Origin of the sequence: Pseudomonas sp. BIOMIG1BAC (genome assembly GCF_001705995.2) — a bacterium.
Taxonomy (GTDB): Bacteria; Pseudomonadota; Gammaproteobacteria; order Pseudomonadales; family Pseudomonadaceae; genus Aquipseudomonas; species Aquipseudomonas sessilinigenes.
In genome coordinates this window covers 3732667-3752211 of record NZ_CP049045.1, presented here as the reverse complement: position 1 = coordinate 3752211, position 19545 = coordinate 3732667, and the positions used below count along the sequence as shown (strand labels likewise).

The following is a 19545-nucleotide window of genomic DNA, read 5'->3' as shown; positions in this document are numbered from 1 at the left end:
CTGGCGGGGTTTTCAACGCTGGCGCGGCCCTTACAGGCGCCGCAGGACCTGTTCCAGGGCGTGGAGGAACTGCTCGGCCTGGTCCTGGCTGAAGCACAGTGGCGGGCGGATCTTCAGGGTGCTGTTGGCCGCCCCGGCAACCCCGATCAGCATGCCTTCGTCGCGCAGCAGGTTGACCAGGCGCCGAGCCATCCGCGGGTCCATTTCGCCGGTACCGCGCTCCAGGATATCGACCCCCAGGAACAGCCCGGCACCGCGTACTTCCCCAAGGCATGGGTGACTGGCGGCCAGGCCTTGCAAGCCTTGCTTGAGTCTGCGCCCCACCACGAGGGCGTTGGCCTGCAGGCCTTCGTCCTCGATCACTTGCAGCACTGCCAGGCCCACGGCGGCGGACACCGGGTTGCCGCCAAAGGTATTGAAGTAGCTGGCGTGCTGGCCAAAACGCTGCAGGATATGCGGGCGCACCGCCAGGCCCGCCAATGGATGGCCGTTGCCCATCGGCTTGCCCATGGTCACCAGGTCCGGCACCAGGCCATGGCGCTCGAAGCCCCACATATGGCTGCCGGTACGGGCGAACCCGGGTTGTACTTCGTCGGCGATGAACAGGCCGCCGGCCTGGCGGATGGCCTCGACTGCCGGTGCGAGGAAGCCCGGCGGATCGGCGAACACCCCGTCGCTGGTGAACAGGGTGTCCACCAGCAACGCTGCCGGACGGATGCCATGGCGCTGCATATCGGCGATGGCCGCGCGCACCTGGGCGCTGAACACCTGGCCCACCCGTTCCGGGTGCAGTGGGTCATGCAGGGGCGCATCGATCACCCGGCAGTCCCGGGACAGCGGCACGTAGTCACCCACCGAGGGCGACAGCTCGGCAATCGCCAGGGTCATGCCGTGGTAGGCGTAGCGGGTGACGATCACCCCGGTGCCGCCGCTGTAGTCCCGGGCAATGCGCAAGGCCAGGTCGTTGGCCTCGCTGCCGGTGCAGGTGAACATCGCCTGGCCCAGCTCTGTGGGCAGGGTGGCCAGGAGTTTTTCGGCGTAGTCCAGCACGCCCTCGTGCAGGTAGCGGGTATGGGTATTGAGTTGCGCCGCCTGCTCGGCCAGGGCCTGGACCACCCGCGGATGGCAATGGCCGACCGAGGCGACATTGTTGTACAGGTCCAGGTAGCGGCGCCCGGCGTGGTCCTGCAGCCAGGCGCCGCTGCCGCTGACCAGGTGCAGGGGTTGCTCGTAGAACAGTTGGTAGGCCGGTCCCAGCAAGCGTTGCCGGCGCTCGATCATGGCGCGCTGGGCGCTGTCCAGGGCCTCGGCGTGCTCGGCTTGGAAGGCATTGACTTTCAACATGGCGAGGCTCCTCAGGGCTCTTGGCGCTCATCGTCCATGACGATGCTGCCGATGATGTGGTACTTGCGGCGGTCGAAGTGGCGGAAATACAAGGCAATGGCCGCACCCAGGGCGAAGCTGGCGGCGACTATCCAGGGAATCAGCTTGAACAGCAGCGATTGTGCCGCGCTGCCGGCGGCGAAACTGAGGTTGGCAAACAGCAGGTAGACCACGTAGAGCATGCCCAGCCCGCCCAGCAGTGGCGCGAGAAAGGTCTTGAACCAGTGGCGCTGGGCCACATGGCGGGTTCCCAGGTGGAAGTAGCAGACCACCGCGAAGGCGCACAGAGCCTGGACGATCAGGATGCCCATGGTGCCGAGGATCGCCAGCAGGGCGTAGAGGTCGGCATAGGGGTCCTTGCCTGCGGCCAGGAAGGCCAGGACGATGGCCGTGGCGATCAGGCTCTGCACGGTAGAGGCCACATGGGGCGAGCCGTGGCGTGGATGGGTACGCCCCACGCTGCGCCCGAGGCAGTCGAACAGGTTCTCCCGGCCCAGAGCATAGAGGTAGCGCGAGGCACAGTTGTGAAAGGCCATGCCGCAGGCGAACGAGCCGGTCACCACCAGCAGCTTGAACAGGCCCACCGCCCATTCGCCCAGGTACAGGCGCGTCGGGCCGTAGAACACCTCAGCGGCCTGGGCCGGGTCCTGGGCCAGGCGGATGGCTTCACTGGGGCCTACGCCGGCGATGGCCATCCAGGACACGAATACGTAGAACACGCCGATACCGATCACCGCCAGCAGCGTGGCCAGGGGAATGATCTTTTTCGGGTTGCGCGACTCCTCGCCGTACATGGCCGAGGACTCGAAGCCGACCCAGGACCAGAAGGCGAAGAACAGGCCGATACCGGCATTGGCGCCGATCACCCCCTGGGCCGGGGTGAGGGCCTTGAGCGGGTTGATCGATTCCGGCACCAGCCCCTGGGGACCGCCACCGTGCCAGAGCACGGCGAACGCCATCATCGCCAGCATCAGGATCTCCAGGACCAGGCAGATGCCCAGGACCCTGGCGGTCAGGGAAATATCGAAGTAGCTGAGGATGCCGTTGGCCGCCAGCATGGCCAGGGCGAACACGATCCAGTGCACCTGGACCCCGCTGAAGCTGGCCAGCAGGTCGACGCAGAAGAAGGCGAAGATGCCCACCAGGGCCGCTTCGAAGACGATGTAGGTCAAGGTCACGGCGATACCGGCCGCCATGCCGGTCACTCGGCCCAGCCCGTGGGAAATGAAGCCGTAGAACGCCCCCGTGGCGGTGATGTACTTGGCCATCTGCGCATAGCCGATGGCGAACAGCGCCAGGATGAGGGTCGCCACCAGGTAGCCGGCGGGCGCGTACTGGCCGTTGCCGCTGCCAATGGCGATCGGCACGTTGCCGAGCATGGCGGTGATCGGCGCCGCCGTGGCCACCGTCATGAAGAGTACCCCCATCAGGCCCACGGCGTTCTTGCGCAAGCGCTGGACTTCATGGGGCCTGGCCGGTGCATCGAGTTGCTGGGGCAGCTTGTCCGTGTAGATCTCGCTCATGGGGGCACTCCGTCAACAGGGGTGAGGCTTCAGGCAAGGGCCTGGAGGGATTCGGGCAGGATCTGGCCGCCGTCGACGATCAGGCTCTGCCCAGTGATGTAGCCGGCTTCGCGGGAGGCGAAGAACAGCGCGGCGTTGGCAATGTCCTCGACACTGCCCAGGCGCCGCAGGGGCACCGAGGCAGCCATGCTGTCCTGGTACTCCTGGCCCATGCCCTGCAGGCCTTCGGTGAGGATGTTGCCCGGCAGCACGGCATTGATGGTGATGCCATCACGGGCCAGTTCGATCGCTGCGGTGCGCATGAAGCCCAGTTGCGCGGCCTTGCTGGCGCCGTAGTGGGCCCAGCCGGGAAAACCGGTGACCGGGCCTGTGATCGAGGACGTGAGGATCACCCGGCCGTACTCGGCCCGGCGCAGGTGGGGCAGGGCTGCCTGGACGCAGAGGAAACTGCCCTTGGCATTGGTGGCGAGTACCCCGTCCCAGTCGGCCTCGCTCATCTGCTCGAGGCTGGCCGACGGGAACACCCCGGCATTGCAGCACAGTACATCCAGGCCACCCTGGACCCGGACCACATCGTTGATCAGCCGCTTCACCGCTTCGCCTTGCGCCACATCGGCAACGAAGCCGTGGACCTTCAAGCCTTCATCGCGCATGCGCCTGGCCACGGCCTCGACCTTGTCGGCGTGCCGGGCGGTGATGGCGACCTGTGCACCCTGGCGAGCGAATCCGTAGGCGATACCCAGGCCGATGCCGCTGGTGGCGCCGGTGATCAGAACGCTCTTGCCTTGAAGGGAAGTGAGCATGGTTAAGTCCTTTTCTCGTGAGGTTGTCTGGATGTTGAAACTTCAACGCACGGTCGCACTTGACCGTGCGGCACAACTTTTACCCTGAATTATCAAATCGGTGGCGATCACAGGACGCCTTGTGTCCTGGAGTCAAGATTTCGCCGTGGCGGGTCAAGCGACGTTCCCTGGCGGCCTCGCATCCTGTGGTGGCCTATCTACCCTGGAGCGTGCTGATGATGACTGCCTCGAACCTTGCCACCGGCCTGGATGCCATCGCCCCCCTGGCCAGCCTGGCCGCCTTGCGCTACGACCCGGCGCTGCAGGGACAACTGCGGCTGCTGAGCCACTCGGAAAACGCCACCTATGTGCTGTACAACGCACGGCGCCGCTCGGTGATGCGGGTCCACCGCCAGGCCTATCACTCGTACCAGGAGATCGTCAGCGAGCTGTGGTGGCTGGCGGCACTGCGTGAGGAGGGGCTGCAAGTGCCCAATGCCATTGCAGGCCTGGATGGCCAGTTGATCCAGCAGGTCGAGCTGGCGGGGCTGGGCCGCCGCTATGTGGTGCTGTTCGACTGGATCGAGGGCAGCGAGCCCGCGCCCCAGGGCCTGGATGCCTCGTTCCGCCGTCTCGGGGCGATCAATGCCCGACTGCACGAACAGGCCCGACGTTGGCGCCAGCCCGAGGGGTTTACCCGCATGACCTGGAACCACGCGAGCATGCTCGGTGCCCAAGGGCACTGGGGTAAATGGCAGGCAGCGCCTTACCTGGCTGAGCCGGACCGGGCGCTGATCGGCGAGGTGGTCGGCCTACTCGGCCAGCGCCTGGCCGAGTATGGCCAGGGGGCCGGGCGCTTCGGCCTGATCCATGCCGACCTGCGCCTGGCCAACCTGTTGGTGCAGGGCGAACAGACGCGAATCATCGATTTCGATGATTGCGGGCTGGGTTGGTACCTGCACGACCTGGCCGCTGCCCTGAGCTTCTTCGAGCATCACGTCGAGTTGCCGCAATGGATCGACAACTGGCTGCAGGGCTACTGCAGCCGGCTGAGCCTTGGCGATGAGGACCTGGCCATGCTGCCGACATTGATCATGCAGCGGCGCCTGCAATTGCTGGCCTGGACCGGAACCCACCGGGGCACGCCGCAGGTCGAGAGCCTGGGGCGCGATTGGGTGGCGCAGACCCTGGGATTGTGCCGGCGCTACCTGGATGACGGGCTGCGGGATGTCATGTCCCATGGTGGGCATTGAGACGAATGTTACAAACCGCTACGCACCACCCCAGAGCAGCAGCCTGCGACCTGCACCCACGTGTTGCGCCCATAGGGGCGGGCTTGAGGGCGCCGCTGGTGCAGGGCCAGGGCAAACTGAGGATCTGGAATGGAACTTGCCTGCTTCAGCCATCTGTCCAGGGTGATTGTGCAAGGAGGTTGCAGATGCCCGCCGTCACAACGTCCACGGCCTGCCAGGCCGCTTCCCATGAGCGCCAGATCGGCATCCTGGCTTCGGCGGCCAGCGGCCTGAGCGAGTTCATCCAGCAACAGGGCGGTAGCCCCGAGCGGATTCTCGGCATGGCGGGCATCGATCCTGAGCAACTGCTGCACCCGACCCTGAGCCTGGACCTGAACCAGTACTGCTCGGTGTTCGAGGAGGCTGCCCGGCAAACCGGCAATCACAATTTCGGCCTGCGCTACGGGCAACAGTTTCGCCCGGACTCCCTGGGGTTCCTGGGGTATGTCGGGCTGTGCTCGGCGACCCTCGGCGAGTGCCTACGCAATGTCGCCAGGACCTTTCCGGCACACCAGCAAGGCAGCTTGCTACGGCTGGTGGAGGAGGGCCAATGGTGCCGGTTCGACTACCAGGTGCAGCACGGTGCGATCCTGCGCAAGCGCCAGGATGCCGAGTTGTCCATGGGCATGTTCAGCAACCTGATACGCCATGCCCTGGGGCAGAACTGGGCGCCGGAGCGGGTGCTGTTCGAGCATCCGCAACCCGAGGCCTGGCACGAGCACTGCAAAGTGTTCGATGCGCCGGTGCTGTTCGGCCAGCCCTGCAATGCCCTGGTGTTTCGGCGCAGTGTGCTGGAACGGCCGATGCCCGATCACGACCCCAAGCTCCTGGCGATCCTGCTGGAGAGCATGGGCAAGCTTTGCCATGCTGGCATGGGCCAGGCGCAGCCCGGCATCGTCGCGCAAGTGCGGGCCCAGGTCCGGGATCTTCTGGGCGAGGGTTATCCGAGCCTGGAGCACGTCGCGCAGAACCTGCGTATACCCACCTGGACCATCCAGCGACGCCTGAGTGAAAGCGGCCTGAGCTTTTCGACGTTGGTCGACACCGTGCGCCAGGAGCTGGCCCTGTACTACCTGCAACAGTCGACCCTGCCCATTTCGGAGTTGGCCCTGGCGCTGGGCTATTCGGAAATCAGTGCATTCTCGCGAGCCTTTCGCCGTTGGTACGACGTCAGCCCCATCCAATGGCGCCAGGCCCACCGTGGTGCGGATGGCCACGCCACCTGAGGCCAGAGGCAGCATGCATTGGCAGATGCTTACTTGATTGGCATCAAGGGGAACGGGCAGGGGTGGGGCTAGGCTGGAGCCTGTCATAGCCATCCGTGAGGGGATGATGATTTACCCCGTGTTGCTGACCCTGCACCTGTTCGCCGCGCTGATTTTCATCGGGACGGTGTTTTTCGAAGTCCTGTTCCTGGACAACATCCGCAAGCAACTGCCGGCCAGGCTCATGCTCCTGCTCGAGCAAGCCATTGGCCGACGTGCTCGACAACTGATGCCCTGGGTGCTGCTGGTGTTGTTCGGGGCCGGTATCGGTATGGTCTGGCAACGCTACCTGCCCTTGCTGGCGGCTCCCCTGGCTTCTGCGTTCGCCACCTTGTTGGCATTGAAGATCGCGCTGGCGGCCAGCGTGCTGCTGCACTTTGTCTGGGCGATGCTGCTGTTTCGCCAGGAGCGCATGACTGCCGGTTGGACACGCTTGATCCATGCCAGCGTGTTCAGCCACATGATCGCGATCGTCGTGCTGGCCAAGGCCATGTTCTACCTGGCCTGGTAGCCACAAGGCCGGCGTTTGATGCAAATCAACGCCCCAGCCTCCTTAACGACAGACACTGAAGTTCCACAGCCGGTCCCGGAGCCCTTGTCATGTTCGATGTCATTCACCCTCGTGGCGAGCGGGTCGAGCGACGTGACCACGACCAGCTCGCCCCCAGCGGCCCGATTGAAATCAGCAGGTTTCACGCCGGTATCGGCTCCCTGGATGTACTGCGGGCCCTGCGCGGCAATCGGCGCAAGCCACGGCCCCTGGCGCTGAACCTGCAATTGCCCGGCACCCTGCGCGGCGCCGGGCAGCCCATGGCGGCCTATCTGGACGCCCTGCTGCGGGAGATCGACCTGGTGGGCTGCCACTTGGGCGGCTTCCAGCGCGTCGAGCAATTTCACCTGGCCGGTGGCACGCCCGATCCCGTGCCTGTGCAGCGACTGCTGGCCCAGTTGCACAAGCGTTTCAACTTCCTGGCCTACGAAGGGGGCGACTATGGGGTCGATGTCGATCTACCCGGCACCGACTGGGCGAGCATGGGACTGCTGCGCGAACAGGGTTTCAATCACGTGAGCATCGGGGTGCCCGATAGCGGGTGCGCCTGCGAGCATTCCACCGCCTGCTACCAGGACCCGGCACCGATCCAGTCGCTGTTGGATGCGGCGCGCACTTTCGGCTATCGCTCGGTAAGCGTCGACCTGGGATATGGCCATGCCTGGCAGACCCCGGCCAGCTTCGCCCTGAAGCTGACCTCGTTGATCGAGCTGGAGCCCGATCGCGTGCAGGTCTTCGACTACGCCCAACCCCCGGCGCGCTACCCGCGCAGTCTCCACCAGGCTGCTTGCAGCGCGGCCGACAAGGCCCTGATGCGCCGCTTGTGTTTCGAACAACTGCCGGCAGCGGGTTACCTGCACATCGGCCTGGGGCTGTTCGTACGTCCTGACGACGACCTGGCCCTGGCCCAGGAACGAGGCCAGTTGAGCCGCAACTATCGGGGATTCACCCGTCATGGCTACTGTGACCACATAGGCCTGGGCCTGGGGGCGGTCAGCCAGTTCGAACGCTTGCATGCGCAGAATACCGAGGTGCTGGGAGACTATCTGGAGCAACTGCAACAGGGCCAGCTGGCCACCTGGCGCGGTTGGCGCTGCGAGCCCGGAGCGCAGATCCGCCAATGGGTAACGGAACGGCTCGCCTGTGACCTGGAGCTGGATGTGCGGGCCATCGAGCAGCGCTACGGCCTGATCTTCCGCCAGTTCTTTGCCCAGGCCTGGCGCCAGCTGGAGACCATGGCCCGTGCCGGGCTGGTGGAGTTGAGTGAGGATTTCATCAGCATCCTGCCCGCCGGACGCCTGGAGGTAGACCGCATCTGCCAACTGTTCGAGCAACTGGAGCGGCCTACCGTGGATCTCTATCAACAATGGCAGGACCACGACGCCCATTCCTGAAGGCCGTGGCCCGTCCCGGCGCACCTAGTGCGAGGTGCCCTCGGCGAACTCGATCTTGTTGCCCACGTTGTACTTGCCCGAAGGCTTGTTCATGGGAATGCGCTTGATCTCCTTCAGCGTCTGGCTGTCGTAGACGATCAACGCGCCGTCGTTGGCCCAGATGCTCAGCAACAGGTAGCGGCCGTCATGGCTGAACTCCACATGGGCGGCGGTCTTGCCCGGCACGGGGCGCAGGGTGTGGGCGATTTCCAGGGTCTGTTTGTCGATCAGGTGGATGGCGTCGTTGTCCGGGCCGAAGAACACATCGGTCCAGGCGTAGGCCGAGTTGGCATGGCTGCGCATGAAGAAGCCCGGGCCCAGGGTCGGGATCTCCTTGATCAGCTTCCAGGTCTTGAGGTCGATCACCGAGACCAGGCCCTTGCTGATGTTCGGTGTGGCGAACACCCAGTCGCCGTTGCGCTGCCAGTAGGTCCCCGAGCCCAGGTGCGGCATGCCGGGCAGGGCGATGTTGGCCACCACCCGGCCGCTGTCCAGGTCCAGCACCTGGCCGCCCTGGGCCTGGCGCGAAGTGGCCAGCAACTGGTGGTAGTCGGGTGAAAAGGAAAAGTCGTCGAGCATGTCCTGGGCCTGGATCCGCCGTGGGCTGAAGTCCGGGCTGCTGCCGGCGCTGGATAGCTCCCAGACTTCCTTCACGTCCTTGAGCGCGACGATGAAGCTGTCCCGGGGCGGGGCGGTGTACACCGCGCTGACCCGCGACAGCGTGCCGTCCTGGCCGACGGCGGCGATGCTCTTGACCGGGGTCAGGTCGCGGGCGTCCAGCAGCACCAGGTTGCCCGGCAGGTAATTGCCCACCAGCACCCAGCGCCCATCCTTGCTCACCGCCAGGTTGCGGGTGTTGAGCCCGGCGCGCACCTCGGCCACCAGCTTGAGGTTGTGCAGGTCGTACTGGCTGACCCAGCCATCGCGGGAGGCCAGGTAGACGAAGCGCCCGTCGGGGGAGAACTTCGGCCCGCCGTGCACGGCGAAATGGGTGGCGAAACGCGCCAGCACGGTGAAGCGGTCGCCATCGAGGATGCTGATGTGGTGGTCGCCGGCTTCTACCACCACGAACAGGTTCAACGGGTCGGCGTCATGCTGGGGCGTGGCGGGCAGTTGCTCGATGGGGTTGAGCACCTGGTGGCTGGCGCGGATCTGCTCCTCGCTCCAGGTCGGCGGCGTGGCCGGCGGTTGTTGCAGGTAGGTGGCCAGGGCGTCGATGCGCTCCGGGCCCAGCACCTGGGCGAAACCCGCCATCTGGCTGGCCGGGCGGCCGGTGCTGATCACTTGGCGGATCTCGGCCGGCTTGATCCGTCCCAGGCTCTCGGGCAGCAACGCCGGCCCGCTGCCGCCGAAGCGGTTGGCGGCGTGGCAGGCCTGGCAATACTGCTGGTAATCCCGGGCGGCCTGGTCGAGGGCCGGGCTGCCGTGGGCCGGGCTGATCCACAACAGCGGCAGCAACCACAGGGCCCTCATGGCGTCAGCTCCAGTTCGAGCCCGGCGCCGGCGAAATGCGCAGGTTGCTCCATGCTGTGCTGGGCGAACAAGCCGACCACCTTGCCGATCACGGTGAGCGTCGGGGTGGCCAGGGAGCATTGCCCGGCCAATGCCGGCAGTTGCGCCAGGCGGCCACGCAGGACCTGCTGGTCGCGGCAGGTGCCCCGGCTGATCAACGCCGCCGGGGTATCGGCGGCCAAGCCGGCGGCCATCAGGCGCTCGGTGATCAACCCGAGGTTGCCCAGCCCCATGTAGAACACCAGGGTCTGGCTGCTGTCGGCCAGGCTCTGCCAGGGCAGGTCGAGGGCGCCATCGCGTTGCAGGTGGCCCGTGATGAAGCGACAGGAGCTGACCAGGTCGCGATGGGTCAGGGGGATCCCGGCATAGGCGCTGCAACCGGCCGCGGCGGTGATGCCCGGCACCACCTGGCAGTCCACGCCTTGTTGCAGCAGGTAGTCCAGTTCCTCGGCGCCACGGCCGAAGATGAACGGATCGCCGCCCTTGAGCCGCACCACCCTCAGCCCTTGTTGGGCCAGCTCGGCCAGCAGCTGGTTGATCCGTGGTTGTGGCAGGCTGTGGTAGCCGCTGCTCTTGCCCACGTAGTGGCGCTGGCAACGGCTGGGAATCAGCGCCAGCAGCTCGGCGCTGATCAGCCGGTCATGGACCACGGCATCGGCCTGCATCAGCAGGCTCCAGGCACGCAGGGTCAACAGGCGTGGATCGCCCGGCCCGGCGCCGACCAGGGCGACTTCCCCGGGGTTGAACGGCGAGTGCAGGGCGGCAGGTAGAGTGAGGGCTGAATGCATGTGGGCGATCCTTGATCCATCATCAGGGTGGCCAGCTGCGCCTGTATCGACGCTTGCCGGGCCAGGTTCTCAACAGGTGACGCAGGGAATGCGGGCGAGCGGGGGCAGGCCGATTTCTTCATCGCTCAGGTGGCAGCCCGGGTCCTGGCCCCAGAGGTCGCCAGCGGCCCAGGCGCGGGTACGGGTATTGCCGTTGCAGATCTGAAGCCAGCGGCAGCTGGCGCAACGCCCGGTGACGGCACGTGGATGCTGGCGCAACTGGCGCAGCAGGGCGTCGGGTTGCTCCAGCCACAGGGTGCGAAATGGCGTGCGCCGTACGTTGCCCACCGAGTGTTGCCACCAGTAGGTGTCGGGGTGCACTTCGCCGGTGTTGTCGATGTTGGCGATGCCGCTGCCCGAGGCATTGCCGCCCCAGGCCCGGAGCATCTGTTCCAGCTGTGGGTACTGCCCGGGAAGGTGGTGCCGGGTCCAGTGCAGCAGGAGGATGGCGTCGGCGTCGTTGTTGCCGCTGACGAAGTCGCTGTCACGGCCCTGGACGATGTCCTCCCAGGCCCGGTCGAACAGCATTGCCATGGCTTCGCGGCTCATCTGCAGGTGGGCATCGAGGCCTCGGCTGCGCTTGCCCCGGCCACTGTAGTTGAGGTGCGAGAGGTAGAACTTCTGTACGTCCAGGTCGCGCATCAGGGCCAGCAGCTCGGGCAGTTGCGGGTAGTTGTCGCGGGTCAGGGTGGTGCGCATGCCCACGCGGATGCCTCGCTCGCGACACAGGCGCATGGCCTTGAGCGAGCGGGCGAAGCTGCCCTTGAGCTGGCGAAAGCTGTCGTGGGTGTCCTGCAGGCCGTCGATGCTGATGCCCACATAGTCGAAATCGGCGGCGCTCACTTGCTCGATATTGCTCTCGTCGATCAGCGTGCCGTTGCTCGACAGCGCAACGAACATGCCATGGGCCCGGGCGTGGGCGCTGAGCTGGAACAGATCGTCGCGCAGCAGCGGTTCGCCGCCGGAGAGAATCAGCACCTTGACCCCGGCCTCGGCCAAATCGTCGATCACCTGCAAGGCTGCCGGAGTGTCGAGCTCGTCGCGGAACACGCTGTCGGCCGAGGTGGCGTAGCAGTGCTTGCAGGTCAGGTTGCACCGGCGCAGCAGGTTCCAGATCACCACCGGCGGGCGGCTGCTGCCCGGTGCGCTGGTGCGGGGGGGCGGCGCCTGGCCGGCCAGGACGCGCAGGTAATGGCTGATCCTCAACATGCAACTCTCCTTGTCTCAGTGCTGCTGGGCGTGCAGACGCAGGCCGGTCTTCTTCAGGATGCGGCTGCTGACCAGCATCTCGTCGGCCCGACAGGCCTCTCTCAGCAGATAACGCAGGTGCTCGCGATAGCTGTCGATCTCCATGGCGCTGCGGCCGTGGACCATGGCGAACAGGTTGTAGCGCCACTGCTCACGGCGCGGACGCCGGTAGCAATGGCTGACGAAGGGCTGGGCGCCGATCAGTTGGCCCAGGCGCGGCATGTGCTCGTCGTCGACGTCCCAGACGGTCATGCCGTTGAAGCGATAACCCAGGCGATAGTGGTTGGGCACCGCGGCGATGCGGCGGATGGCGCCCTCGGCCTGCAGGCGCTGGAGCAGCTCCAGGGTTGCGTCGCGGCTCAGTTGCAACTGCTCGGCCAGCCAGCCCCAGGGATCGTCCACCAGGGGCAGGCCGGCCTGGGTCAGGGCCACCAGGCGCAGCTCCAGCGCGCGTTCAGACCGGGAAGTACAGGCCGACATGGTAGGTCTCCTCCTTGGGCAGGTTGAGCACGGCAAGGCCGCTGTCCTGCTCGATGCGCCGCAGGGTCTGGCGCAGCTCGCGCTCGCTGGCGCAACCGAGCACGAACCACATGTTCCAGGCATGTTCGCGACGGTAGTTGTGGGCCACCTCGGGCATGGCCTCCAGCAGCGCCGCGACCGCCTCGAAGCGGTCCTCAGGCACGCGCAGCGCCGCCAGGGTGAAGGCGCCGCCCAGGCGCTCGATATCGAACATCGGGCCGAAGCGGGTCAGGGTGCCGTCGTCCAGCAGGCACTGCACGCGCTGGCGCAGGACCTGGCTGTCGCTGCCCAGTTCCCGGGCCAATACCTGCCAGGGCTCGGGCACCAGCGGCAGGCCCAGTTGCAGGCGGTTGACCAGGCGCCGATCCAGTTCATCCATGGCTCACCGCCCCCGGGGCGAAGCGCCCGCCGCACTGCTTGAAGGCCTGGGTGCTGAACAGCACCTGGTGGGGCAGGTCGCTGAGTAAATGGCGCTGCAGCAGGTCGTGGATCTGCGCCTCGACCCGTTGGCGCTGGCGGCCGTGGATCATGCAGAACAGGTTGTAGCGCCATTGCGGCAGGCGCCGCGGCCGCTGGTAGCACAGGCTCACCGCCGACTCGCCGCTCAGGCGCTGGCCGACTTCATCGATCAGCGCGTCAGGAATGTCCAGCACCAGCATGGCGTTGGCGGTGAAACCCAGGGCGCGGTGGTTGAGCACCAGGCCCAGGCGGCGAAACAGCCCCTGGTGCTGCCATTGTTCGACCTGGGCCAGCACCTGGCGCTCTTCGGCGCCGATCTGCCGGGCCAGGGCTTGGTAGGGGCGGGCCTCCAACGGCAGGCCGGTCTCCAGCAGGCGGCGCAGGGCCAGGGCCTGGCTGGCATCGAGGGCGGCGTTCATGGGGCGTCTCCCAGGGCGAAACCCAGGTCGATGCGATAGGCCGTGAGCATCGGCAAGTCCAGGGGGACCAGGCCGGTGTCGGCCTGCAATTCGGTGAGGACGCTCTGCAGGTGCGCCCGGTCCGGCCCGGTGAGCACGAACCACAGGTTGTAGTGGTGCTCGCGGGCGTAGTTGTGATTGACCTCGGGGTAGTGGTTGATGCGCTCGGCCACTTGCTGCAGGCGCTCCTGGGGCACCGCCAGGGCGGCCAGGGTGCTGGCCCCGGCGCGGCGGTGCTCGAACACCGGGCCGATGCGCGACAGGCGCCCGTGCTCGGCCATCCGCTGCAGGCAGGCGATCACCTGCTCCTGGCTGCAATCCAGGGCCTGGGCCATTTCCAGGTACGGCTCGGCGCACACCGGCATGCCGTGCTGGAAGCGTTCGATCAGGCGTTTTTCCAGGGGGTCGAGGGGCATGTCAGTACCCCATCTGCTGGGCGCGGCTGCTGAAGAAAATCCCGCTGGGCGCGGCGGCCGGCAGGCTGTGCCGCAGCTTGAGGCGATAGGGGTCCCAGATTTGCAACTGGTCGCCATCGCGCACCGATAGCCATAACTGGTCGCCACGGGCGGTGAACTCCATATGCAGCACCCCGGGCCCAGGCCGCAGGTCGGCGACGATCTGGTGGCTCTGGCTGTCGATCACCTGCACCCGGTCGTTGTCCGGGTAGGCGAAGTTGACCCACAGCTGGCGGCCATCGGGGCGCGCGGTAACGAACACCGGCTGGCCGGCCACGGCGATGGCGGCGCTCTGTTGCCAACTGCGCGCATCCATCACCAGTACCTGGTGGCGGCCCACGGCGGGAACGAACGCCTGGTCGCCCGCTACGGCCCAGCCTTCCAGGTGGGGCATCTTGTACACCGGCAGTTTTTCCTGGCCACGGCCATAGTCCCCAAGCACTCGCTTGACCCCGCGTTCCGGGTGCCAGAGGTCGAGCTGGGCCATGCCGTCCTCACCGAACAGGCCGGCCATGTAATAGCGGCCGTCAGTGGTGATCAGCGCATCGTAGGGCTGCTGGCCGATGCCGGTGTAGCGCGTGATGCGTGGCGTGTTGCCCTGGCTGAAGTCGGCGCTCCAGATCTCGCCGGTGTCGAACAGGCTGAACACGAAACGCTGGCCCGGGGCATCCACCAGGCCCACCACTCGCGAGCGTTTCTTGCCGTCGGCCAGCAGGGTGGCGGGGATATCGGCCACAAGCTCCAGGGTGGCGGCGTCGAACACCTTGACCCCACCCGGCACATAGTTGGACACCGCGATCAGGCGCCCGTCCTGGCTGATGGCACCGCCGATGCTGTTGCCGCCCTGGATCACCCGCCGGGCGATGCGCTGTTCGAGCAGGTCGACCTGGGTCAGGCCGCCGTCGCGGCCGAACACATAGGCGTAGCGCTGGTCGCGGGAAAACACCGCCGAGGCGTGGGACAGGTCGCCCAGCCCTTCAATACGGGCCAGGGCCCGGCCCTGGCTGCTCTCGACGATCTGCACGCTACCGGTGGCGCGCTCCACCACCAGGCCCAGGTCGCCACTGCCACGCAGCGGGGCCTGGGCACAGGCGGACAACAGCAGGGCGCACGCCGCGCCGAGCATCAGGGGACGGATCATGGTTGAGAGGTTCCTTGCAAGAGATGATCGACCAGCCAGCCGATGTCCTCGGCGCTCAGTAGCGGCTCCCAGGGCGGCATGGCGGTGCCGGGGCGACCCAGGCGCACGGTGGCGACCAGGCCGTCGCGGGGTTTGCCGGCCAGGGCGGCGGGGGTCAGTTCCGGGCCCAGGCCGCCGGTCAGGTGCAGGCCATGGCAGGCGCCGCAGTCCTGTTCCAGCAGGTGTTGCAGCTGCGCCTGGCGCTGGGCGTCAGGCGCGGCGTGAAGAGGAGGGCAAAGCAGGAGGGTCGCCAGGATCACTGCGCGGGGGTAGCTGTTCATGACGCCCTCCTGGTTGGTTTCATTTCAGGCTCAGGACCCACTTGGCCAGCTGCGCCGCTTCTTCTTCGCTGACCGCGTTGGCCGGCATCGGGATCGGTCCCCAGTTGCCCTGGGTGCCGTTCTTGATATGCCCGGCCAGGGTCTGGGCCGCACCGGCGACCCCGGCATTCTTGGCCGCTACCTCCTTGAGCGCAGGCCCCACCAGCTTGCTGTCCACGCTATGGCAGGCCACGCAGGACTTGCTCTGGAACAGGGCCAGGCCGTCGTCGGCCAAGGCGGTTTGCAGGTTCAACGCAGCGCTCAGGACGAAGAGTGAAAGCAGAGTATTTTTCATGGCGATTCCTTGCGTTGATAAAACTCAATAAATGTCGTTCTGGGTGTTGTAGACATTGAACTTGCCGGTGGGGGTGATCAGCCGCTGGTCCTTGATCACCTGCTTGACGGCCAGGGTCTTGTCGTCGATCACCACCAGCGCCGACTCCTCGGTCTGGCCGTTCCACACCGAGAACCAGACCTCGTCGCCGGCCTTGTTGTATTCAGGCTGCACTACCCGCAGGGCGCCTTGCTTGATGCCGGAGTATTCGGCGATCGGCAGCACCTTGTAGCCGGCGTCGAGCTTGTCGATGTCGAACACCGCCACCGACTGGCTGAGCTTGGCGTCGGGGTTGAGGGTGGTGTCCACATACAGGTGGCGGGACGCGGGGTGGGTCTTGATGAACAGCGAGCCGCCGCCCTGGCCCTTGAGCGATCCCACCTGTTTCCAGGCGTATTGCGGGTGCTTGGCCGGGTCGGTGCCGATCATCGAGATGCCGGCATCGCCCAGGTGGCTGGTGGCCCACACCGGGCCGAACTGCGGATGGTCGAAGTTGGCGCCACGGCCCGGGTGCGGGGTCTTGCCCACGTCCACCAGGGCGGTCAGGCGACGCTCCTTGGAGTCGATCACCGCCACCTTGTTGGAGTTGTTGGCCGCCGTCATGAAGTAGCGGTGGCTGCTGTCCCAGCCGCCGTCATGCAGGAACGGCGCGGCATCGATGCTGGTGATGGTGAGGTTCTTGATGTCTTCGTAGTTGACCAGCATGACCTTGCCGGTTTCCTTGACGTTGACGATGAACTCCGGCCATTCGTGGGAGGCGATGATCGCCGCCACCCGTGGCTCGGGGTGGTATTCCTGCTTGTCGACGGTCATGCCCCGGGTCGAGACGATCTGCTTGGGCTCCAGGGTCTGGCCATCCATGATGGTGAACTGCGGTGGCCAATAGGAGCCGGCGATGGCGTACTTGTCCTCGTAGCCCTTGAACTTGGAGGTCTCCACCGAGCGTGCCTCGATGCCCACCTTGATCTCCGCGACCTTGGTCGGCTCCTTGGGCCACAGGTCGATCATGTCGATGCGCGCATCGCGGCCGATCACCAGCAAGTAGCGTCCGGACGCCGAGATCCGCGAAATGTGCACGGCATAGCCGGTTTCGATGAGCTTGACGATCTGCTTGCTGTCGCCGTCCACCAGGGCGATCTTGCCGTCGTCGCGCAGGGTCACCGAGAACAGGTTCTGCAGGTTGAGGGTGTTCATCTGCCGGGTCGGGCGATCCTCGGGCTTGACCAGCAGCTTCCAGGTGTTGCGGGTCTCGGCCATGCCCCATTCCGGCGGGGTGGGCGGGGTGTGCTGGATGAAGTTGGCCATGGTGGTGATCTGCGCCTTGGTCAGGGCGTTGGAGGTGCCCCAGTTGGGCATGCCCGCCGGCGAGCCGTAGGTGATCAGCGCTTCGAGGTAGGCCTGGCCTCGGGCCTGGGTGATGTCCGGCGTCAGGGGCTTGCCGGTGGCACCCTTGCGCAGTACGCCGTGGCAACCGGCGCAGCGCTGGAAGTAGATCTCCTTGGCGGCGTCGAAGTCGGCCTGGCTCATGTCCGGCGCCCCGGCGCTGGTGACCATGGCCGGTTGCGCTGCCCCCGGGCCCTTGGGCTCGGCGGCGTTGGCGGGAAGGGTCAGCGCCAGGGCCGAACACAGGCTGGCGACGGACAGGGCAAAGGTTTTTCGATTACTGATCAGCATCCTTCTCTCCTCAGGCGTGACCTTTGCGATGTGCTGGGGGCCAGGACAGAGCGCAGGTTCTTGGTGTCGCCAAGGCTATGCCGGAGCAGGGCCCGACTCGCTTGATCGCGATCAAGTTTGCGCGCCACGACGCTTGCCAGGTTGTCGCAGGGGCTCTTAGCGTGATCGCGAACCCGTCGTCATCCAGGTATCCCATGGACCTCTCTGAACCCCGCTGCGAACCCTTCTACCAGGCCCAGGGCAATGAACCGGCCCTGTTCGAGCAAGCCTGGCGCCACGGCCTGCCGGTGCTGATCAAGGGCCCCACCGGCTGTGGCAAGACGCGCTTCGTCCAGCACATGGCCCAGCGCTTGCAGCTGCCGCTGCACACCGTGGCCTGCCACGACGACCTGAGCGCCGCCGACCTGGTGGGCCGGCACCTGATCGGTGCCCAGGGCACCTGGTGGCAGGACGGCCCGCTGACCCGGGCGGTGCGCGAGGGCGGCATCTGCTACCTCGACGAAGTGGTGGAGGCGCGCCAGGACACCGTGGTGGTACTGCACCCTTTGGCCGACGATCGCCGCGAGCTGTTTTTGGAACGCACCGGCGAAGTGCTCAAGGCGCCGCCGTCGTTCATGCTGGTGGTGTCCTATAACCCCGGCTACCAGAACCTGCTCAAGGGCATGAAGCCCAGCACCCGCCAGCGCTTCGTGGCCATGCGCCTGGGTTACCCGGACGCCGCGCAGGAGGAACGCATCGTCCGCCGCGAGGCCGGGGTCGATGCGGCCCTGGCCAGCCAGGTGGTCAAGCTCGGCCAGGCCCTGCGCCGGCTCGACCAGCACGACCTGGAGGAGGTGGCCTCGACCCGCTTGCTGATCTTCACCGCGCGCCTGATCGGCGCCGGCATGGACCCGCGCCAGGCGTGCCTGGCCTGCCTGGCCGAGCCACTGAGCGACGACCCGGTGACCGTGGCGGCGCTGATGGACGTGGTCGATGTGCACTTCCCCTGAAACGAGGGCACGCCGCTTGCCGGGGGACCTGGCAATGTGGCTGTTCATCCTGGTCGAGCTGTCGGTGTTCGCCTTGCTGATCCTGGCGTTCGCCGTGACTGCGCAACTCAAGCCGCCACTGTTCGCCAGCGGCCGCGCCTTGCTCGATACCTCCACCGGCCTGGCCATGACCCTGAGCCTGCTGGGGGCCGGGCTGCTGGCGGCGCTGGCCCTGGAGCAACTGCGCGAGCTCCGGCCTCGGCGGGCGGCCTGCCTGCTGGGCCTGGCCTGCTGCGTGGCTGGCGTCTACCTTTGGCTCAAGCTCGGCGAGTACCGGCACTTGGCGGGCCTGGGCCTGGGGTTGGAGCACGACACCTTCTTCACCCTGTACTGGCTGCTCACCGGCTTTCACTTCCTGCATGTGCTGCCGGGCATGGCGATCCTCGCCTGGCTGGCGTACCGCGCCTGCACCCGGGCCCCGCTAGCCGGCAGCGGCTTCGAATCCGGGGTGCTGTATTGGCACATGGTGGACCTGGTGTGGGTAGTGCTGTTCCCGCTGGTCTACATCCTGGATTGAGGAGAACCCCATGACGGCTTCACGCATCCTGCTGCTGTGCGGGCTGGCCCTGGCCGTGCTCAGCCTGGGCACCGTGCTGCTGGGCCAGGGCGGGTGGGTCATGGCCCTGGCGGTGGCCAAGGCCTGGCTGATCACCGAGGGTTTCATGGAGTTGCGCCACAGCCCCTGGCGCTGGCGCTTGCCTCTGCTGGCCTGGGCCCTGGTGGTGCTGGCCCTGGTGGGCCTGGTGTCGCACCTGTCGGGCAAAGCCTGAGTAAAACAATCAGTCTTTCTTGATTGCCATCAAGCGGTTTCGGACCTCGCGCTTTCTATCATGGCCACGCCAAGCAAAGAGGACGCGACCATGTCAGAGACCTTCACCAAGGGCATGGCCAGGAACATCTATTTCGGGGGAAGCGTGTTCTTCTTCCTGATATTCCTGGCCTTGACCTATCACACCGAGCAGACCTTTCCCAAACGTAGCAATCAGGCGCAGCTGACCGAGGCAGTGGTGCGCGGCAAGACGGTCTGGGAGCAGAACAACTGCGTCGGCTGCCACACGCTGCTGGGCGAGGGCGCGTACTTCGCGCCGGAGCTGGGCAACGTCTACAAGCGCCGTGGCGGCGAGGAGGGGTTCAAGCCCTTCATGCAGGCCTGGATGAAGATGCAGCCTTTGGGCGTGCCCGGGCGCCGCGCCATGCCGCAGTTCCACCTGAGCGAGCAAGAGGTCGACGATATCGCCGAATTCCTCAAGTGGAGCTCGAACATCGACACCAACGGCTGGCCGCCCAACAAGGAGGGCTGAGT

Annotated in this window: 22 protein-coding genes; 8 read left to right on the top strand and 14 right to left on the bottom strand. The window is 66.4% G+C overall.

The window, feature by feature from the left end:
* Positions 1-30: 30 nt before the first annotated feature.
* Genes ATY02_RS17385 through fabG form a run of 3 tightly spaced genes read right to left on the bottom strand, consistent with a single transcriptional unit; the run spans position 31 to position 3709 of the window.
* The gene (locus tag ATY02_RS17385) at positions 31-1344 is read right to left on the bottom strand and encodes an aspartate aminotransferase family protein (RefSeq protein ID WP_068588424.1); all 1314 of its coding nucleotides are present in this window, start codon (positions 1342-1344) and stop codon (positions 31-33) included.
* An 11-nt stretch (positions 1345-1355) separates the two neighbouring features.
* Positions 1356-2906 (bottom strand): APC family permease, encoded by a 1551-nt coding sequence (locus ATY02_RS17380; RefSeq protein ID WP_068588427.1) that lies wholly within the window; start codon positions 2904-2906, stop codon positions 1356-1358.
* Between the two features lie 29 nt (positions 2907-2935).
* Positions 2936-3709, bottom strand: coding sequence for a 3-oxoacyl-ACP reductase FabG (fabG, locus tag ATY02_RS17375; protein ID WP_068588431.1), 774 nt, complete (start codon positions 3707-3709; stop codon positions 2936-2938).
* A gap of 215 nt (positions 3710-3924) precedes the next feature.
* Here fabG and ATY02_RS17370 point away from each other — a divergent pair, with 215 nt between their 5' ends.
* From ATY02_RS17370 to ATY02_RS17355, 4 genes are all read left to right on the top strand, one after another.
* Positions 3925-4941: a phosphotransferase enzyme family protein gene (locus ATY02_RS17370; protein WP_206600598.1), complete on the top strand. Its 1017-nt coding sequence runs from the start codon at positions 3925-3927 to the stop codon at positions 4939-4941.
* A gap of 185 nt (positions 4942-5126) precedes the next feature.
* On the top strand, positions 5127-6206 hold the full coding sequence (locus tag ATY02_RS17365; protein WP_068588434.1) for an AraC family transcriptional regulator: 1080 nt from the start codon (positions 5127-5129) through the stop codon (positions 6204-6206).
* Positions 6207-6312: 106 nt separating this feature from the next.
* Positions 6313-6756 carry a CopD family copper resistance protein gene (locus tag ATY02_RS17360; RefSeq protein WP_068588500.1) on the top strand — a complete coding sequence of 148 codons (444 nt, stop codon included), beginning with the start codon at positions 6313-6315 and terminating at the stop codon, positions 6754-6756.
* Positions 6757-6845: 89 nt separating this feature from the next.
* Positions 6846-8189, top strand: a complete 1344-nt coding sequence (locus ATY02_RS17355; RefSeq protein WP_068588437.1) for a coproporphyrinogen III oxidase — start codon at positions 6846-6848, stop codon at positions 8187-8189.
* A gap of 24 nt (positions 8190-8213) precedes the next feature.
* On the opposite strand, the gene ATY02_RS17350 is transcribed toward ATY02_RS17355, so the two are convergent.
* From ATY02_RS17350 to nirS, 11 genes are all read right to left on the bottom strand, one after another.
* Positions 8214-9701 carry a nitrite reductase gene (locus ATY02_RS17350; RefSeq protein ID WP_068588440.1) on the bottom strand — a complete coding sequence of 496 codons (1488 nt, stop codon included), beginning with the start codon at positions 9699-9701 and terminating at the stop codon, positions 8214-8216.
* Positions 9698-10528 (bottom strand): uroporphyrinogen-III C-methyltransferase, encoded by an 831-nt coding sequence (gene cobA, locus ATY02_RS17345; RefSeq protein ID WP_068588443.1) that lies wholly within the window; start codon positions 10526-10528, stop codon positions 9698-9700. The genes ATY02_RS17350 and cobA overlap by 4 nt, the downstream gene beginning before the upstream one ends.
* Before the next feature lie 69 nt (positions 10529-10597).
* Positions 10598-11776, bottom strand: coding sequence for a heme d1 biosynthesis radical SAM protein NirJ (gene nirJ, locus ATY02_RS17340; protein WP_068588446.1), 1179 nt, complete (start codon positions 11774-11776; stop codon positions 10598-10600).
* A gap of 15 nt (positions 11777-11791) precedes the next feature.
* Positions 11792-12295 carry an Lrp/AsnC family transcriptional regulator gene (locus tag ATY02_RS17335; RefSeq protein ID WP_068588448.1) on the bottom strand — a complete coding sequence of 168 codons (504 nt, stop codon included), beginning with the start codon at positions 12293-12295 and terminating at the stop codon, positions 11792-11794.
* Positions 12270-12713 carry an Lrp/AsnC family transcriptional regulator gene (locus ATY02_RS17330; RefSeq protein WP_068588451.1) on the bottom strand — a complete coding sequence of 148 codons (444 nt, stop codon included), beginning with the start codon at positions 12711-12713 and terminating at the stop codon, positions 12270-12272. The genes ATY02_RS17335 and ATY02_RS17330 overlap by 26 nt, the downstream gene beginning before the upstream one ends.
* Entirely contained in the window at positions 12706-13212 is a 507-nt protein-coding gene (locus ATY02_RS17325; protein ID WP_068588454.1) for an Lrp/AsnC family transcriptional regulator, read from the bottom strand. Before ATY02_RS17325 ends, ATY02_RS17330 begins: the two co-directional genes overlap by 8 nt.
* Positions 13209-13667 carry an Lrp/AsnC family transcriptional regulator gene (locus tag ATY02_RS17320; RefSeq protein ID WP_068588457.1) on the bottom strand — a complete coding sequence of 153 codons (459 nt, stop codon included), beginning with the start codon at positions 13665-13667 and terminating at the stop codon, positions 13209-13211. Before ATY02_RS17320 ends, ATY02_RS17325 begins: the two co-directional genes overlap by 4 nt.
* Position 13668: 1 nt before the next feature.
* Positions 13669-14847, bottom strand: coding sequence for a cytochrome D1 domain-containing protein (locus ATY02_RS17315; RefSeq protein WP_068588460.1), 1179 nt, complete (start codon positions 14845-14847; stop codon positions 13669-13671).
* Positions 14844-15167: a c-type cytochrome gene (locus ATY02_RS17310; RefSeq protein WP_068588463.1), complete on the bottom strand. Its 324-nt coding sequence runs from the start codon at positions 15165-15167 to the stop codon at positions 14844-14846. Before ATY02_RS17310 ends, ATY02_RS17315 begins: the two co-directional genes overlap by 4 nt.
* A gap of 19 nt (positions 15168-15186) precedes the next feature.
* Positions 15187-15501, bottom strand: a complete 315-nt coding sequence (locus tag ATY02_RS17305) for a c-type cytochrome (RefSeq protein ID WP_068588466.1) — start codon at positions 15499-15501, stop codon at positions 15187-15189.
* A gap of 24 nt (positions 15502-15525) precedes the next feature.
* The gene (gene nirS / locus ATY02_RS17300) at positions 15526-17094 is read right to left on the bottom strand and encodes a nitrite reductase (protein WP_225926586.1); all 1569 of its coding nucleotides are present in this window, start codon (positions 17092-17094) and stop codon (positions 15526-15528) included.
* A 314-nt stretch (positions 17095-17408) separates the two neighbouring features.
* Between nirS and ATY02_RS17295 the strand changes: the two genes are divergently transcribed.
* The 4 genes from ATY02_RS17295 (at position 17409) to ATY02_RS17280 (ending at position 19543) form a co-directional block, all read left to right on the top strand.
* The gene (locus ATY02_RS17295) at positions 17409-18203 is read left to right on the top strand and encodes a CbbQ/NirQ/NorQ/GpvN family protein (protein ID WP_068588473.1); all 795 of its coding nucleotides are present in this window, start codon (positions 17409-17411) and stop codon (positions 18201-18203) included.
* Positions 18187-18759: a cytochrome c oxidase subunit 3 gene (locus ATY02_RS17290; protein WP_068588475.1), complete on the top strand. Its 573-nt coding sequence runs from the start codon at positions 18187-18189 to the stop codon at positions 18757-18759. The genes ATY02_RS17295 and ATY02_RS17290 overlap by 17 nt, the downstream gene beginning before the upstream one ends.
* 10 nt (positions 18760-18769) lie before the next feature.
* Positions 18770-19012: a cytochrome C oxidase subunit IV family protein gene (locus tag ATY02_RS17285; protein ID WP_068588477.1), complete on the top strand. Its 243-nt coding sequence runs from the start codon at positions 18770-18772 to the stop codon at positions 19010-19012.
* Positions 19013-19102: 90 nt separating this feature from the next.
* A complete protein-coding gene (locus ATY02_RS17280) occupies positions 19103-19543 on the top strand; it encodes a c-type cytochrome (protein WP_053129258.1) in 441 nt (146 codons plus the stop codon).
* The last annotated feature ends 2 nt before the right edge of the window (positions 19544-19545 follow it).